At 47.6% G+C, this 17824-nt stretch carries 15 protein-coding genes; 13 read left to right on the top strand and 2 right to left on the bottom strand.

Going from position 1 to position 17824, the window contains the following annotated elements:
- Positions 1 to 77 precede the first annotated feature (77 nt).
- Positions 78 to 1007 (bottom strand): tRNA modification radical SAM protein MnmL/YtqA, encoded by a 930-nt coding sequence (gene mnmL, locus AC5YB3_RS17745; RefSeq protein ID WP_259481977.1) that lies wholly within the window; start codon positions 1005 to 1007, stop codon positions 78 to 80.
- A gap of 587 nt (positions 1008 to 1594) precedes the next feature.
- Here mnmL and gltB point away from each other — a divergent pair.
- The 8 genes from gltB (at position 1595) to AC5YB3_RS17705 (ending at position 11633) form a co-directional block, all read left to right on the top strand.
- Entirely contained in the window at positions 1595 to 6043 is a 4449-nt protein-coding gene (gene gltB / locus AC5YB3_RS17740; RefSeq protein ID WP_071939205.1) for a glutamate synthase large subunit, read from the top strand.
- Positions 6044 to 6049: 6 nt separating this feature from the next.
- Complete coding sequence (locus tag AC5YB3_RS17735; protein ID WP_126492502.1) at positions 6050 to 7456, top strand: FAD-dependent oxidoreductase; 1407 nt, start codon at positions 6050 to 6052, stop codon at positions 7454 to 7456.
- A 348-nt stretch (positions 7457 to 7804) separates the two neighbouring features.
- Positions 7805 to 8515, top strand: a complete 711-nt coding sequence (locus AC5YB3_RS17730; protein ID WP_063884522.1) for a 5'-methylthioadenosine/adenosylhomocysteine nucleosidase — start codon at positions 7805 to 7807, stop codon at positions 8513 to 8515.
- 23 nt (positions 8516 to 8538) lie between these two features.
- Positions 8539 to 9528 (top strand): cobalamin biosynthesis protein CobD/CbiB, encoded by a 990-nt coding sequence (locus AC5YB3_RS17725; protein WP_006080753.1) that lies wholly within the window; start codon positions 8539 to 8541, stop codon positions 9526 to 9528.
- Positions 9529 to 9584: 56 nt separating this feature from the next.
- A complete protein-coding gene (locus tag AC5YB3_RS17720) occupies positions 9585 to 9962 on the top strand; it encodes a DUF2721 domain-containing protein (RefSeq protein WP_006085052.1) in 378 nt (125 codons plus the stop codon).
- On the top strand, positions 9959 to 10585 hold the full coding sequence (locus tag AC5YB3_RS17715) for a trimeric intracellular cation channel family protein (RefSeq protein WP_006080751.1): 627 nt from the start codon (positions 9959 to 9961) through the stop codon (positions 10583 to 10585). The genes AC5YB3_RS17720 and AC5YB3_RS17715 overlap by 4 nt, the downstream gene beginning before the upstream one ends.
- Position 10586: 1 nt before the next feature.
- The gene (locus tag AC5YB3_RS17710) at positions 10587 to 11078 is read left to right on the top strand and encodes a nuclear transport factor 2 family protein (RefSeq protein ID WP_006080750.1); all 492 of its coding nucleotides are present in this window, start codon (positions 10587 to 10589) and stop codon (positions 11076 to 11078) included.
- 126 nt (positions 11079 to 11204) lie between these two features.
- A complete protein-coding gene (locus AC5YB3_RS17705; protein ID WP_006085051.1) occupies positions 11205 to 11633 on the top strand; it encodes a hypothetical protein in 429 nt (142 codons plus the stop codon).
- A gap of 91 nt (positions 11634 to 11724) precedes the next feature.
- Here the strand turns inward: AC5YB3_RS17705 and tyrS are convergent, their stop codons facing one another.
- The gene (gene tyrS, locus AC5YB3_RS17700) at positions 11725 to 12918 is read right to left on the bottom strand and encodes a tyrosine--tRNA ligase (RefSeq protein ID WP_259527084.1); all 1194 of its coding nucleotides are present in this window, start codon (positions 12916 to 12918) and stop codon (positions 11725 to 11727) included.
- 126 nt (positions 12919 to 13044) lie between these two features.
- Between tyrS and AC5YB3_RS17695 the strand changes: the two genes are divergently transcribed.
- The 5 genes from AC5YB3_RS17695 (at position 13045) to AC5YB3_RS17675 (ending at position 17727) form a co-directional block, all read left to right on the top strand.
- A complete protein-coding gene (locus AC5YB3_RS17695) occupies positions 13045 to 14451 on the top strand; it encodes a peptidoglycan DD-metalloendopeptidase family protein (RefSeq protein WP_494525846.1) in 1407 nt (468 codons plus the stop codon).
- Between the two features lie 20 nt (positions 14452 to 14471).
- Complete coding sequence (locus AC5YB3_RS17690) at positions 14472 to 15581, top strand: anhydro-N-acetylmuramic acid kinase (RefSeq protein ID WP_494525845.1); 1110 nt, start codon at positions 14472 to 14474, stop codon at positions 15579 to 15581.
- Between the two features lie 430 nt (positions 15582 to 16011).
- Positions 16012 to 16707 (top strand): aquaporin Z, encoded by a 696-nt coding sequence (gene aqpZ / locus AC5YB3_RS17685; RefSeq protein WP_494525844.1) that lies wholly within the window; start codon positions 16012 to 16014, stop codon positions 16705 to 16707.
- Positions 16708 to 16871: 164 nt separating this feature from the next.
- Positions 16872 to 17252 (top strand): DUF2750 domain-containing protein, encoded by a 381-nt coding sequence (locus AC5YB3_RS17680; RefSeq protein WP_006080744.1) that lies wholly within the window; start codon positions 16872 to 16874, stop codon positions 17250 to 17252.
- 25 nt (positions 17253 to 17277) lie between these two features.
- Positions 17278 to 17727: a hypothetical protein gene (locus AC5YB3_RS17675; RefSeq protein WP_006080743.1), complete on the top strand. Its 450-nt coding sequence runs from the start codon at positions 17278 to 17280 to the stop codon at positions 17725 to 17727.
- Positions 17728 to 17824: the final 97 nt, after the last annotated feature.

Raw genomic sequence — 17824 nt, 5'->3', positions numbered from 1 at the left:
TAGTCATAAGTAAACACTTACAAAATAATAGCGACGACATAGCATTTAAGGAGGAAATGTATCCCACTAACTTGCCTCTATCGTTGCGCTAATACGTGCCCTTGTCCACCATAAAGCTGTAAATTATCCACAATTGCCACCAATCCATCCCATCGATAGGCACACCAATCTGGTGCTAATAGCATAGGTTTTTTCGCATAAGCGGTGACGCGGTGGAAAATCACTTCCGCGGGTGTATGGCGGATCATCTCACCAACACTGCGAGCATAATCTTCAAGACTCAGTAAAGGTAAGCGCCCACTTCGCCACGCCTTGGCCATAGTGCTACCTTCGACGACATGCAAAGGATGCAACTTCAAGCCATCAACACCCAGCTGCAATACAGCGGCTAAGGTCGCCATATAATCGCTATGGGTTTCATCGGGTAAGCCAAGAATAAGATGAGTGCACACCTTAAGACCGCGAGCTCTCGCCCTCGACACAGTATCACAATAACAGGCGAAATCATGGCCGCGATTGATCTTGCGCAGCGTTTCATCTTTAGCGGTTTGCAACCCAAGTTCTAACCACACATCAACACCGTTTGCCTGATAACTTGCCAGTAAATCCAGTACATTATCTGGCACACAATCGGGGCGAGTTCCTACACACAAACCCACTATCTCGCCATCTTTAACGGCTTCATCGTACTTAGCCATTAACACCTGATACTCATCATAAGTGCTAGTGTAAGCCTGAAAATACGCTATAAATTTATCGGCTTGCGCCTGAGGTTTCGCCTCACGATAACGACTCTTACCCTGTTCGAGCTGCTCGGTAATACTCAGCATATCAGCAGTTTGGTGGCTAAATGACGCCACATTGCAGAAAGTACAACCTCCACGCCCCAAGGTGCCATCACGGTTGGGGCAAGTAAACTTGGCATCTATGGTGAGTTTTCGCAGTCGCGTACCATATCGCGCCTTGCAAACGGCACCAAAGGTGTTCACATATGCATCAAGCCCCATCAGAGCACCCACCAAATTTCATATCGCTTCATTGAGAATAACCAAGATAAAATCACAAATAAAAAAGAAAATACGTGAACAAATAGAAGAAAAAGCTTAGTGTAAACAAGGTAGCGAGAGGTTTCTTGGCGCTACATCAAATTCCCGCCTGACTCATACCCTTATTGTCAGAAATGTGCGCATCCTCAAATTAACGCGCTTACCATTGAGATATCGCTCACATCAAAGTGAATAATAATTCAACAATTTTAATTTTTTATTTATTTACTGTGTTTGCAATAAAAATCACTATTTCTAAATCAAAAACAATCCCACCAGCATGTTACATTTTAGTAAACCCACAGTTTCCTCATTTTTAAAATTCTTTTTATTCATAATGTTATACAGCACTTTTTACTGTTGACGTTAACGTAAAGCAATTATGATTTGTGTATGAAACATGAATTAATACCCATGTTTTATGCAAATTTTTGGTTTGACCTTTATTGAATCTCAGGCTAATTTGGGTGGTTCGGGTGCATATCTATAGAAAGTCTTTACATTTTCTCCCCGAGTAGTAATCAGTTGAGGTCTAGGGAGGTTTTTGTATGAGCTTATATCATCCCAGTTTTGAGCGGGACAATTGTGGTTTTGGGTTGATAGCACAGATGGATGGCGAAGCCAGCCACCGTATAGTGCGCACGGCAATCCATGGTCTAGATCGCATGAAGCACCGCGGTGGCATTGCCTCCGACGGTCGCACTGGCGACGGCTGTGGTTTATTAATGCAATTGCCAGTGCAATTTTTTGAAGCGATTGCCGCGGAAAATGATTGGCATTTGAGCCGTAAATTTGCCGTAGGTATGCTGTTTTTAAGTCAAGATGATGAATTGGCCGAACAAGCCAAGTTTATTCTTGAGCGCGAACTCGAGCGTGAAACCTTAAGTATTGCAGGCTGGCGCAAAGTGCCGGTCAATCCCGATGTGTTAGGTGAAATTGGCAAGGCTAGCCTGCCACAAATTTACCAAGTGCTGATCAACGCCCCCATTGGCTGGCGTGAAAAAGACTTGGAACGCCGCCTTTATATGGCGCGTCGCCGCTTAGAGCAGCAAATCACCGACGACAAAGACTTCTATGTCGCGAGTTTGTCTGGCCAAGTTATCGTCTATAAAGGCTTGATGATGCCTGTAGACTTGCCCGCGTTTTATCCCGATCTCGCGGACATTCGCTTAAAAAGCTCTATCTGCTTATTCCATCAACGTTTCTCAACGAATACTTCTCCTAAATGGCCATTAGCTCAGCCGTTTAGATATTTAGCCCATAACGGCGAAATCAACACGATTACGGGTAACCGTCAATGGGCCCGCGCCCGCGCCTATAAGTTTAATTCACCGCTACTGCCAGATTTGCAGCAGGCCGCTCCCTTTGTGAATGAAACAGGCTCAGACTCTTCTTCCTTAGATAACATGCTGGAAATGCTGTTATCCGGTGGCATGGACTTATACCGTGCCATGCGTCTATTGATCCCGCCTGCTTGGCAAAGTAATCCAGAAATGGATGACGAACTAAAAGCCTTCTACGACTTTAACTCCATGCACATGGAGCCTTGGGATGGTCCGGCAGGTATTGTGATGACCAACGGTCGCCATGCCGCCTGCGCAGTTGACCGTAATGGTCTGCGTCCATCGCGTTATGTGATCACAAAAGATCGTATTTTGACCTTGGCCTCCGAAGTCGGTATTTGGGATTACGCCGCCGATGAAGTGATTGAAAAAGGCCGCGTTGGGCCCGGTGAGCTGCTGGTACTCGATACCTTGAACGGCCGCCTGTACCAATCCTTTGAAATTGATAACGACTTGAAACGTCGCCACCCTTACAAAGAGTGGATGGCGAAGAACAGCCGTACTTTAACGCCAGCGGAAGATTTAGCCTCTGAACAACATGGTGCCAGCGAGTTAAGCCCTGAGCTTTTGCTGCAATACCAAAAACAATTTGGCTATACCCGTGAGGAATTAGAACAAGTCATTTGGGTATTGGCAAAACAAGGTGAAGAAGCCACAGGTTCTATGGGCGACGATACGCCTATGGCGGTATTGTCGAAAAAGTCACGTTCACTGTATGACTATTTTAGGCAGAAATTTGCTCAAGTAACGAATCCACCTATCGACCCCTTGCGTGAAAAACACGTTATGTCGTTGACCACTTGTATTGGCCGTGAACAGAACCTCTTCAATGAAACGACGGGTAATGCTTACCGCGTGATGTTCAATTCACCTATTTTATTATTCAGTGATTTTAACCAGTTACTGGGATTAGATAGCACTTACTACCGCGCCAATATTGTCGATTTGAATTACGAGCCACAGGAAGGATTAGAAAGTGCCATTCGCCGCATCACAGCCGAAGCCGAGCGTTTAGCCCGCAGCGGCACGACTTTGTTGATCCTTTCGGATAGAGCCATAGGTAAAACGGCGCAAGTGATCCCTGCGGCCATGGCGGTCGGTTCTGTGCAACAAATGCTGGTGAATAAGAGCCTGCGCTGCGACACCAACATCATAGTTGAAACCGCATCGGCGCGAGATCCGCATCACTTTGCCGTCTTGCTTGGCTTTGGTGCCACCGCGATTTATCCGTACTTAGTGTATGAATCAATCTCTGAACTGGCGAAACGTCACCAGTTAACCGACACCACAGCATTGATGCTGAACTTCCGTTACGGTATCGAAAAAGGTTTGCGTAAGATCATGTCCAAAATGGGCATCAGCACTGTCGGTTCCTACCGTTGTAGCCAACAGTTTGAAGCCATCGGCATCGCCAGCGATGTGATTGAACTGTGCTTTAAAGGCGTTATCAGCCGTATCGAAGGCGTCAGTTTTGCTGAAATAGCCCAAGACCAAGCGATTCTGCACAAAGCGGCCTACCGCGCCCATGTGCCATTGCCACAAGGTGGCCTGCTGAAATACGTTGAAGGGGGTGAGTATCACTGCTTCAACCCTGATGTGGTCAACACTTTGCAGGCGTCATTGATTGACAAAAATTTCGCGACCTATAAAAAGTTTGCCGACCTCGTCGACAATCGTCCAATAGCCACGCTACGTGACTTAATCGGTATCAAGGGTGCACAAGCATCGATTGATGTCGCTAATGTCGAAGGCGCAGCTGGCTTGTATCAACGTTTTGACAGCGCAGCCATGAGTATCGGCGCCCTCAGCCCCGAAGCCCATGAAGCGCTGGCTATTGCAATGAACCGCTTAGGCGGCCGCTCGAACTCAGGTGAAGGTGGTGAGGATGCTCGCCGCTTTAATACTGAACGCAACTCTGCAATTAAACAGATTGCCTCGGCGCGCTTTGGCGTTACGGCACACTACTTAGTCAATGCCGATGTGTTGCAGATTAAAGTCGCCCAAGGGGCAAAACCCGGTGAAGGAGGCCAGTTACCCGGCCATAAAGTGAGTGTTGAAATCGCCGGACTGCGTCATGCACGTCCTGGTGTAACCTTGATTTCACCGCCGCCGCACCACGATATTTACTCTATCGAAGATTTAGCCCAACTGATTTTCGACTTGAAGCAAATCAACACGAAAGCGCTGATTTCAGTCAAACTTGTGTCTGAACCCGGCGTGGGCACGATCGCCACCGGCGTAGCTAAAGCCTATGCGGATATGATCACGATTTCAGGGTATGACGGCGGCACAGGTGCCAGCCCAATAACCTCAGTGAAGTATGCGGGGAGTCCGTGGGAGCTAGGTTTAGCCGAAGTGCATCAATCGCTCGTGGAAAACGGTCTACGCCATAAAATTCGCCTGCAAGTCGATGGTGGTTTAAAAACCGGTACCGATGTAATTAAAGCCGCGTTGTTAGGCGCTGAGAGCTTTGGTTTTGGTACTGTGCCTATGATCGCCCTAGGTTGTAAATACCTGCGTATTTGCCACTTGAACAACTGCGCGACAGGCGTGGCGACGCAAGATAAAAACCTGCGTGACAACCATTACCATGGTCTGCCAGAGCGAGTAATGACTTACTTTGAGTTTGTCGCCGAGGAAGTCCGTGAATGGATGGCAACCTTAGGGGTGAGCAAGTTTGAAGATTTAGTCGGTCGCAGCGAATGGTTATATGCCCTCGAAGGCCAAACCGCTAAGCAACAAGGCTTAGATCTGTCACCGATTTTGTATCAACCTAAGGTGCCGGCAACCTCGTCACGCACTTGGCAAGAAACCAATCCACCAGCGGATTTAGGACTGCTTAACCAACATTTATTAAACGAGTGCCAAAGCGCCGTCGATAAGGGCGAGTGTTTCGATGCCGCTTATAGCATCAACAACACCGACCGCTCCGTTGGCGCGACCTTGTCAGGCTATATCGCGAGCACGCTCGGCGTGAAAGGCACCAAAGCGCCGGTCAAACTGAGCTTTAACGGCAGTGCCGGCCAAAGCTTTGGCGTGTGGAACAGCCCAGGCCTTGAGTTAAAACTCTGCGGCGATGCCAACGACTATGTCGGTAAAGGTATGTCTGGCGGCCAAATAGTGATTTATCCGCCTATTGGCAGCCCGTTCCAGAGTGAACGCAGCGCCATTGTCGGTAACACCTGCCTTTACGGCGCGACAGGCGGCAAGTTCTTCGCCGCAGGTCAAGCGGGCGAGCGTTTTGCGGTCCGTAACTCAGGAGCAATTGCTGTGGTCGAAGGGCTCGGTGATAACGGCTGTGAATACATGACCAGCGGTATTGTGGTTGTCCTTGGTAAAACAGGGGTGAACTTCGGCGCAGGTATGACAGGTGGTTTTGCCTATGTATTCGATCAATTCGGCCGCTTCAATCGCCGTGTGAACACTGAGCTTGTCGATACTCAAAAACTTGAATCACCTATTCATCAACAACATTTGAAAGGTCTGATTGAAGCCCACGTGGCCGAAACGGGCAGCGAACATGCCAAGATGATTTTAAGTGATTTTGGTAACTGGTTAGATTGCTTCGTATTAGTAAAACCTAAAAATATTGCCGTGGCCGATCTACTCAAGTTAGAGAAATCGAGCCCAGAATTAGTTGTAAAAGCGGGGTAATGGCGCATGAGTAACGATTTTCAATTTATTGAAGTGGGTCGTAAAGACCCCACCAAACACCCTGCGGCTAAACGTGCGACTCAGTTTATTGAGATTTATCAGCCTTTTGCTCAACCAGAAGTGGCACAGCAAGCGGATCGCTGTTTAGATTGCGGCAATCCTTATTGTGAGTGGAAATGTCCGCTACACAATTATATTCCTAACTGGCTCAAGCTAGCGGAGCAAGGTCGCATCATGGAAGCGGCGGATTTAGTGCATGAGACCAACACTCTGCCCGAAATCTGCGGCCGTGTTTGTCCACAGGACAGACTCTGCGAAGGCGCTTGTACCCTTAACGACGACTTTGGTGCTGTCACTATCGGTAATGTCGAAAAATACATTACCGATACAGCCATCGCCCAAGGTTGGCGCCCCGATATGAGCAAGGTCACGCCGCGCGCTGAACGAGTAGCGATTGTCGGTGCGGGTCCTGCGGGTTTAGGCTGCGCGGATATTCTGTCTCGTAACGGCGTTAAAGCCGTGGTCTTTGATAAATATCCACAAATTGGTGGTCTACTCACCTACGGTATTCCGTCTTTTAAACTCGACAAGGCCGTCATGGCGACCCGTCGCAGTGTATTAGAAGGCATGGGCATTGAGTTCAAACTCGGGGTTACTGTCGGTAAGGACATCCCATTTACTAAACTGCTCGAAGAATACGATGCCGTATTCCTTGGGATGGGCACCTATACCGCGATGAAAGCGGGCCTTGAGGGCGAAGATGCCCAAGGCGTATACCAAGCCCTACCCTATTTGATTGGTAACACCCATCATTTAATGGGCACCCAGAATGACGAAACACCCTACCTCAACCTTGAAGGTAAACGTGTGGTGGTATTAGGCGGTGGTGATACTGCGATGGATTGCGTGCGCACAGCCGTCAGACAAGGTGCCAGCAGCGTAGTCTGTGCTTACCGCCGTGATGAGGCCAACATGCCGGGTTCACGCCGCGAAGTGCAAAATGCGCGGGAGGAAGGCGTTAATTTCCTGTTTAACCGTCAACCTGTGGCGATTAAAACCCAAGATGGCAAAGTAGTTGGCATTGAATGCGTCGAAACCGCCATGGGCAAGGCCGATGCAAGCGGTCGTCAACGTGCCGAAGCGATTGCGGGTAGCGAACAGTTGCTCGAAGCCGATGCGATAATTATTGCTTTCGGTTTCCAACCTAGTCCAGCACCTTGGTTTGCCGACCATGGTATCGAGCTCGATCAATGGGGCCGAGTTAAAGCGAGTAAGTTAGACGAAAATCCATTCCAAACCACCAACCCTAAAGTGTTTGCCGGTGGTGATATGGTGCGCGGTTCTGACTTAGTCGTGACAGCCATTGCAGAAGGTCGCGATGCCGCCCAAGGTATTCTTAACTACTTAGACTAAGCGCTAAACTTAAACGCCAATGTGTTGGTTTTATCGCTGAAACATTGTTTTTCCGCTGTCGTTTAATAAGCACTGCAATGGCTGGACTTAGGCAAACAAGTCCAGCCATTTGTTTGTGATTTGTCGCCATCGGTTGATGGAAAAATAGATAAGTAAAATAGACAGATGAAATAAATAGATAAAAGTGTGCGTCTTAGGGTACGCACTTTTTTCGTTAACCCTTCCCGCTTTTTACCCTGCCATTATCAAGCAATCCCAATCTCACCATAACGACAGCACAAAACTGTGTGGTATATTAGCCAGCATTCTCGTGTCCCACTCTTAAGTGTTGAATCAAAAAGGTCTCCCATGAAAATTGGAATTATTGGCGCAATGGAGCCAGAAGTCGCTCACCTGATCGCCGCCATGACAAATGCGACATCGCAAACTATTGCTGGTATTGAATTTATTGCTGGCACTCTTGCGGGTAAAGACGTTGTCGTAACTCGCTCTGGCATAGGTAAAGTCGCCGCAAGTATTGCGACCACACTGCTCATCGAAAAATATGCGCCGGATGCCGTGATCAACACAGGTTCTGCCGGTGGTTTTGTCGATACGCTGGCCATTGGCGATATCGTGATTTCTTCTGAAGTGCGTCACCACGATGTGGATGTCACCGCCTTTGGTTACGAAATTGGCCAAATGGCACAGCAACCTGCAGCGTTTATCCCAGCCGCACATTTAGTTGAAGCCGCCAACAAGGCCATTGCGCAACTGGGCGAAGTCAAAGCGATTGAAGGGTTGATCTGTACTGGCGATAGCTTTATTTGCGATCCTGTTCGCACCCAAGCCATGTTGAAAAACTTCCCAACGATGGCCGCCTGTGAAATGGAAGGCGCGGCAATAGCTCAAGTTTGCCATCAGTTTGATGTGCCATTTGTGGTGATCCGCTCTTTATCGGATAACGCCAACAATGACTCGCCAGTAGATTTTGATTCTTATATTGTCAAAGCGGGTTACCACTCGGCGCTGATGGTGATGCTGCTACTTGAGCAACTGAATCCTAGCGCAGTAAAATAATCACTTAAGCGGAAAAGTACCGAATGCACACCTCTTTTTATCAACAACTTGTCGAGATAGATGGCGCTTTGTTTGAAGGCTTTTTGGTACTTTTTTTTGCTTTGTTATTGGCGCGGTTAGCGCCATTGCCACGTGAAATGCAGCCGCTTATTTGGTTTGGCCATTTAGCTAAGCAACTCGCCGCCAAGGTAAATCGTCCAGAACGCTCTCCAAGCCAACAAGCCACAGCAGGCTTTTTAGCTATGATGCTGTTACTGTTTCCGTTTTGGGCCATTATCACCTTTTTGCTCGAACTGGCCGCCTTTCCATGGTTTTTCGAATTTTTGGTGCTTTATCTATGCTTAACCGATGCAGGGTTTAGCCAAGTCGCCGATGAAATCGCTAAAGCCTTAAAACGTGGAGACAATGCCAGCGCAAAAAAGCTTTTACAGCCTTGGGTAGTGCGCGATACCGATAGTTTGTCGGAAATCGGCCTAGCCAAAGCTACCATAGAAAAACTCGCCACAGCGCCTATTTACGGCACAGCATTAACCATTTTCTTTTTCGCTATCGCCGGAGCACCGCTAGTGCTGGCGGTGCGTATGCTCAAACAACTCGAATTGAGCTGGCCGCCCATTCAGCCTAAGTATCAACATTTTTGCAGTACTGTGAATGGCGTATCGACCCTCTTACTGGCGATCCCCGCTTGGCTGTGGAGTCTATCAATTGCCATTCAAGGCGGCCCTAAGGCATTCGCTAAGCTATTTCGTACGCCAAAAAATCATCCCGCGATTCGAGGCTATATCCTCAGTGTGAATCTGGTGGCGAGTATTTTACGCATCGAACTCGGTGGACCTCAAAAGTTTAATGGCGTGCGTATCAATGTGGACAAACTAGGTTATGGCCCGCAGCCGACCAGTGAGGCCATCGCCCCAGCAATCAAGCTGACCTCACGCGCCTGTGCCATCTGGTTTAGCTTTATCATTATCCTGCCCTTGTTATGGGCAGGTTTACGTTGGTTACATAGCCTGTGATATGATGCCGCATTATCTCAACGTGAAGTTAAAGGCTGACTATCTTGCTCGAAAACATGCATGTTTCATTAACAACCCCTGCGTTGTTATTTCCTGCTATCTCATTGTTACTACTTGCTTATACCAATCGCTTTTTTGCCCTCGCGGCATTAATCCGAAACTTAAGCAGTGGTGAAAAACCCGTACATAAAGATCAAATCAAAAACCTGAGCCAGCGCATTACCATTATTCGTCGTATGCAAGAAGCGGGCGTATCGAGCTTTGCCCTGTGCGTACTGTGCATGATTTTCATCTATGTCGGCTTTAATAAAACTGGCTCAGTGATCTTTGGTGCTAGCCTGCTACTGCTGCTCTATTCACTGATTTTATCTGTGATTGAAATCCGCATCTCTGTTGACGCATTAAATATACATATCAAAGAGATGAGTAAATGAGCCAGTGGATCTACTTTTTTGATTTATGGGGTACCGCTGTATTTGCGCTATCTGGCGCGCTTGCCGCTGGGCGTCATAGAATGGACCCCTTTGGCGTCATAGTGCTAGCCTCGGTCACCGCTGTGGGCGGCGGCAGTATTCGGGATGCCTTAATTGGCGCAACACCTGTGTTTTGGATCCGCGATCCCAATTACATCATAGTGATTCTCGCAACTGTGCTCGCCTGTTTGCTGTTAGTGCGTCGACCTCGCAAGGTGCCTGAATATATTTTGCCGGTCGCCGATGCCTTTGGATTAGCCTTGTTTACTGTGATTGGTGCCGAAAAAGCCCTCAACATGGGCTTGAGTGGCATGATTGCCGTGGTAATGGGCTTGATCACAGGCGTGGGAGGAGGCATTATTCGAGACTTACTGTGCAGACAAGTTCCTATGGTGTTACGTACAGAAGTCTATGCCACAGCTTCAATCATAGGTGGTATCGGCTATACCGTGAGTTTAGCCTACGGTATGGGCGAGAAAACGGCGCTGTTTCTGGCGATGACCAGTGCTCTATTTATCCGCTTAAGCGCCATCAAGTGGCATCTGTCGTTACCGGCCTTTGATCTCAAAACCAAGAGGGAATAGTTTGCGAATATTGTGTCTTATTTTGTGCCTCATTTTTGTTCCAGCCCTCAATCCTGCAGCGGCGCAAGCCAACTCAGGTGAAATGCCACAAGAACAGCAGTTAGCCGTAAAGTATATGAATGCGCTAACCGAACACGACTACAAGACACTCAGAAAATTCTATAATCGCGAAAGCGTCTTCTTCGACAAAACCGCCAACCGTAAATACACTGGCGGCCGCTTTATCATCGACTTTCTCGAGCGCGCCCACGAGGGCGTGCTCGAGTACGACTTCAACATAGAACATATGTATAACGCCGGCTCTTTAGTGGTGATGATAGGTAACTATCACTTCAAAGGACCCGGTGAACAATTCGGCAAACCTGGCAAAATCATCGACATTGCCATTCCTGGCGTCACTAGCCTTAAACTCGATATGCTCAACCATAGGGTGACTGAGCATGTGGATCTTATCGATTACCAGACCATGTCTGACCAATTAGCGATGCAGTAGTCACAAAATTTAGCTGTCTTTGAAACTTGATCCCTAAAAACGGGTCGAAACTAACAATGAGTCAATACCACTGAGTGTTTCGCCTTCGATAGGTTGACTGAGTCGTTTCGTTTCAATGAGGTTTGTATGAAGTTTTTTGGATTGATAGCCCTACTCGCCCTTAATGGCTTAATGCTGGCTCCCAAAGCACAGGCCTTACAGCCCATAATCGTGTCCTACGCCGTTCAGCCAGTGAGTCATTTTAATCAGCAACTGCGTGTCGCTCAGGCACAACATCAACCCTGGTCGGAAGACCCAAGTCAGATCAGCAGCCAATACGCAGGCAACAAATTTACCTTAGTGCGAACCCAAACCAATAAAGACAGCATTTTGACCTATCAGGTGAGCGAGCTCTCCAAGCAACATCCACAAATGCTGTTGATTATTTCCTTGAAGCAGAATGCTAAACAATGGCAGGTGAGTTCGGCGCAACTGGCGTGGAAATGCAGTGGTGGGCAACACTTTGGCACCGACAGATGTAATATCGCCGAGCACGAGGCCAACACAGCGCCTTAATCTGCAGGGGTGAAACAGACTTAAAAACAAAGAGCGCCCTAAGGCGCTCTTTTTGTTCGTTTAACGACTTTTTTATTTAACAGACAATGGCTTAAACCAAAGTCACTTTGGCAAACTTGCGTTTACCGACTTGGAATACCGCGACAGTACCAGCAGACAAGATCATACGGCTATCGTCCAGCTTTTCGCCGTCCATCTTCACCGCGCCTTGCTTGATCATCCGCATGGCTTCTGAAGTCGACGCCACTAAATCAGCATCTTTCAACAGATTTGCAATCGCCAGACCGTCACCCGCCACTAACTCGACAGCGTCGATATCGTCAGGGATCATGCCCTTAGCGCGATCAACAAAGGCTTGATGCGCGCTTTCTGCAGACGCTTCATCGTGGAAACGTGTGATGATTTCTTTAGCCAAGGCAATTTTAATGTCACGTGGGTTAGACCCATTCGCCACATCTTGCTTAAACTGCTCAATTTCAGCCAGTGGGCGGAATGACAAAAGCTCAAAGTAGCGCCACATTAAATCGTCCGAAATCGACATCAGCTTACCAAACATTTCGTTGGCAGGTTCGCTCACGCCAATATAGTTGTGCGCCGACTTAGACATTTTCTTCACGCCGTCTAAACCTTCGAGCAGCGGCATCATGATCACAGCTTGTGGCTTTTGGCCTTCCGCTTTTTGCAGTTCACGGCCCATTAACAGGTTGAACTTTTGATCTGTACCACCCAGCTCAACATCGGCCTGCAGCGCAACTGAGTCGTAACCTTGCAGTAAAGGATACATAAACTCATGGATAGCAATAGATTGGCCCGAGGCATAACGCTTCTTAAAGTCATCGCGCTCCATCATACGAGCTACTGTTTGCTTAGAAGCAAGGCGGATCATCCCCGCCGCACCCAATGGCTCTAACCAGCTTGAGTTAAATTCGATACGGGTTTTAACCGGATCAAGTATCTTATAAACCTGTTCTTTATAGGTTTCTGCGTTCGCTAATACTTGCTCACGGGTTAACGGTGGACGCGTACTGTTTTTTCCGCTTGGATCACCCACCATACCGGTAAAGTCACCGATCAAGAAAATGACTTCATGACCTAACTCTTGGAATAACCTTAATTTATTTAAGATTACTGTGTGTCCAAGATGGATGTCCGGAGCGGTAGGATCGGCGCCTAACTTAATACGGAGTGGACGTCCTTCTTTGAGTTTTTCCAGCAGATCCGCTTCGAGTAAAATCTCATCGGTACCACGTCTAATTTCTGCTAATACTTGGTCTAAATCAGCCATCTCGGCAGGGACTCCTAAGGCCATGATCATAAAATGAAGAGACTTATGTTACTTGTTAGCCACCACAATTGAAAGTGTGTACACTAACGGGATTATTTAAGTCTCTGGTTATTGGTATCGGCGTCAATGGGAAAGGTTATAACGTTATTTAAATTGTTGCCTAAAAAGCATCAAATTCTCCTCAGCATTCTTTCAGTTATCACTATGATAACCATGCTACTACCTTCTGAAGAAGCACAAGCTTCAAGACAAACCACCAGCATAGATGACCAAGCTCAAATCAACACCCGTTATGATGTGCCTTTAGCGTTTCGCTCGCCTGAACGTCCAGAGTTATTAGAGGGCCAAACAGACAATGCGCCCACCAATGCTGCGCCATTAGCATCAACCGACGCGCTTGCCGCGGGTGATGCTAATAATCCAGCCACTGAATCCTTAGAGAGTGCCCATCACAGGGACGTCGAACATTTTAACGTTAAAAACGGTGACACCTTAGCCGCAGTATTTGATCGCGCTGGGTTAACCAGTAAAGACGTGTATGAAATAACCCAACTTCCCTTGGCCAAACAAAACTTACTTAAGATCATGCCGGGCGAAGAAATCGTGATTTCAAAGGATGCCAATGGTGATTTGACCGAAGTGCGTTATCGCGTCAATGCAATTTCAACCTTAGTGATTACTAAGAATCAAGAGCAATACCAAGAAAAAATCTCCGAGAAGGATGTGGAAATCCGCAGCCATTTCACCAGTGCTAAGATTAAGAGCAACTTCTGGAACGCCGCCGTCGATGCAGGCATGAGTGCAAATCAGATCATGCAATTATCGACCGTATTTGGCTGGGACATCGACTTCGCCTTAGATTTACGCGAAGGCGACAGCTTTGCCATTATTTATGAGCAAGAATATGCCGATGGTGAATTTTTGCGTAACGGCAATATCTTAGCCGCAGAATTTGTTAACCAAGATGAGCGCTATACCGCCATTCGCTATACCGACGGCAACTATTATTCCGAAAATGGCACTAGCATGCGTAAAGCTTTCTTACGCTCACCAGTCGATTTTAAATATGTCAGTTCCAACTTTAATCCAAGACGTTTACACCCAGTAACGGGCCAAGTCAAAGCCCATCGCGGTGTGGATTATGTCGCCGCCATTGGCACACCCATTAAAGCGGCGGGGAGCGGACGCGTCATAGAGGCGGGCTACAATCAATTCAACGGTAACTATGTGTTTATCAAACACAACGATACCTATACCACCAAATATCTTCACCTCACGAAGCGCAACGTCAGCAAAGGAGCCAGCGTTAAGCAAGGGCAAATCATAGGTACATTAGGTAAAACGGGGCGCGTCACGGGTGCGCATTTGCATTACGAATTTATCGTCAATGGCGTCCATCGCAACCCAAGAACCATAACGCTACCTAAAGCCGAATCGATTGCGAGAAAAGAAAAAAATCAATTCGATGCACTTAGCCAGCAATTGATGACTACACTTTCGCAAAACAAGCAAACGCAATTGGCAATGCAATAACGACGGACGGATTCCTCCCAATGAAAAACGCTTATTATATTGGACTGATGTCAGGCACCAGCATGGACGGTGTCGATGCCGTATTGGTCGACTTTTCAGGCGCGCAGCCGCAGCTTATCGCCAGCCATACCGAAGCCATACCGAGCCATTTGCTCAAAGGCCTACAGCGCCTTTGCTTACCCAGTACAGATGAAATTAACCGCCTCGGCCGTTTAGATCGTAATGTAGGTCAACTGTTTGCCTTAGCAGTCAATAATCTGCTGGCCAAATGCACCATTGCCAAAGAAGAGGTTATCGCCATTGGAAGCCATGGCCAAACCGTGCGCCACATGCCAAACCTTGAAGTGGGTTTTACCCTGCAAATTGGCGATCCAAACACTATAGCAACTGAAACCGGTATCGATGTGATTGCCGATTTTCGCCGTAAAGATATTGCCCTAGGTGGCCAAGGCGCGCCCTTAGTGCCCGCATTCCACCAGCAAACCTTTGCTGAAGTTGGCAAAAAACGCATTATTTTAAATATTGGCGGCATAGCTAACATTACTTATTTACCGGGCAACAGTGACCAAGTTCTGGGCTTCGACACGGGACCTGGCAATACCTTGGTAGACGCCTGGATCCAGCAGGTGAAAAGTGAGCCCTTCGATAGAGATGGCGAATGGGCGGCATCGGGCAAAACCGACCAAGGCCTGTTAATGCAACTGCTTTCGCACCCGTATTTCTCCCTTGCTTACCCTAAAAGCACTGGGCGAGAGCTATTTAACCAAGCTTGGTTAGAACAGCAATTATCGCCTTTTAATCATTTAGATGAAGAAGATATCCAATCGACGTTATTGGATTTAACCTGCCACAGCATAGCCCAAGACATTATTAAACTATCCAATGAAGGGGAATTGTTCGTCTGTGGTGGCGGCGCGTTCAATGGCCAACTGATGCAACGTCTTGCCGCCTTATTACCAGGTTATAAGCTGGATACTACCTCGGCCCTTGGCGTCGACCCTAAATGGGCCGAAGGCATCGCCTTCGCCTGGCTCGCCATGCGTAACCACTTAGGCTTACCCGCCAACCTCCCAGCTGTCACAGGCGCCTCCCGCGAAGCTGTACTCGGCGGAAGATTTAGCGCTAAGTAATTTACCTTCTCAAAAGATCAAGCGATAACCTAACCAAGAGCTTCTACATGAAGCTCTTGCTGTCTTTACGCCTCAACGTATCGATTTCCCCTCTTCCTGCCTAAATTAATCAAGAAAATCAGCAACCCATTTAAAGCCATCTATTATTAATGACTGATAGTGGTAGCAACAGAGTATGAGTAAATAACTCCGTCACTGAAGCTTAATCAAATCTCACTATATTGAAGCTGATGCTGAATATTGCTCTAAAACAACTCAAACACTTGGTCATTGCCTCACAAGCGTTTGACAAAAAATTGCTGTTAAGGGAGCTCGTGTCTCGAGCGCGATTTTGCCCACTCAGACAAAATCCGCCAATAGACAGGTAAATAAGGAATAAAGACGCACTCGTTAACAAACAAGTGTCTTTAACATAATAGGAAACCAATCAATGAATATGTCACAAAAAATGGCGGCGGAATTTCTTGGCACCTTGTGGTTAGTCCTTGGAGGCTGTGGCAGTGCGGTACTTGCCGCTGCATTTCCCGAGGTGGGCATAGGCTTACTCGGTGTCGCGCTCGCATTTGGCTTAACGGTTCTAACTATGGCCTTTGCGATTGGCCATATTTCAGGTTGTCACCTTAACCCTGCGGTGTCATTCGGCCTTTGGGCTGGCGGACGTTTTCCAGCGGCAGAATTATTGCCCTATATCATAGCCCAAGTCGCAGGCGGGATTGCAGGGGCGAGTATCTTGTATCTTATTGCTTCTGGGCAGGAAGGATTTTCACTCGCCGGCGGATTTGCCTCTAACGGTTTTGGTGAGCACTCCCCTGGTGGCTACAGCATGCTGTCGGTCATGATTTGCGAAGTTGTTATGACACTGTTTTTCTTAATCATTATTTTAGGTGCCACCGATGAACGCGCGCCCAAAGGGTTTGCCCCGATTGCGATAGGTCTAGGCTTAACCTTGATCCACCTAATCAGTATTCCAGTGTCCAATACTTCGGTGAATCCTGCGCGCAGTACAGGTCCTGCGTTGTTTGTCGGTGACTGGGCGGTATCGCAGCTCTGGTTATTCTGGGTAGCACCGATTGTCGGCGCGATTTTGGCAGGCTTTATCTATCGCTACTTCCGCGCGGCAGAATAAACATCGAAGATCTAACACAACAGCGCCCTCTTGGCGCTGTTGTTCTTTTTCTAATCCCGCTCTAATGTTACCATTTAGCCAACTGGTGAATTTTGCTGTGCCCTAGTTTTTTACATTAGAGACACAACAGGCTTCGCCCTATTCAAGCAAAAGAGATATTTTTCATGAGCAAGACTGTTAAAACCCTCGCTGAGACAGCAGCAATGACACCAGAAGCCCGTTACGATTACCTCGTTGAGCAAGTCAAAGAACATAAAGTTCTTTGGACATTACAAGACCAAGACGGTTGCGTCATGCTGACCACTGAAGAAGAAGATTGCATTCCAATGTGGCCAACCGAAGAAGCGGCTGAATCTTGGGCTGTGGATGAGTGGAGCGATTGCCAAACATTAGCGATCCCATTCGATGAATTTCACGAAAGATGGGTGCCTGGCATGGAAGATGACGACCTGTTCGTTGCCGTGTTCCCAGTATTAGATGATTTAGGTGTGGTTATCCCACCTTATGAGTTAGATCAACGATTAGCGCCTAAGCAAAGCCATTAATCTCAATAGCTAAGCGAGAATGTCTATGAGCGAGCAAGAATCGGCGATACCGACACCTAAGGCTGACGCGGCCGTGAGTTCACGTTTACCCAAACGACTGATTGCCCTGCTGCTAGTGTATGTTGTTGCGTCCGTGAGCGGCTTAGTCGCTAAACAAGGCGTGTTATTTTGTCTACTGACACTCTTGATGGTGATTGCCATTATTGGTCGACAAAAGGCGGCGCTTATCATGCTGCGTGGCTACACAGTCGTACAGCTTGGCTTGATTAGCATGCTGCCAGTGATTATGTACGATCCCGGCAATTTAGTGGTAGGCCCGACGACAGTGCATTTAGGTGAATGGCAGGGCAAACTGCCTGACTATGTGATTTTTATCGCGTTAATCATCTTGTCATTACTGCAAGTCTGGGTCGCTTTTGATAAAAAGGTAAAGGCGTGGTTTAAACCTAAGCTTAACCTGAATATCATGAGTTAAGTTCGTAGCATACTGAATTTTGCCCAACAAAAAGCCGTCATTACGACGGCTTTTTTGCTCTCACTTCACACCTTAAAAGCGCTAAGTGAGCAGTCTT

The organism is Shewanella sp. 1311, from assembly GCF_059338235.1.
This window is presented reverse-complemented; position numbering and strand designations above follow the sequence as displayed.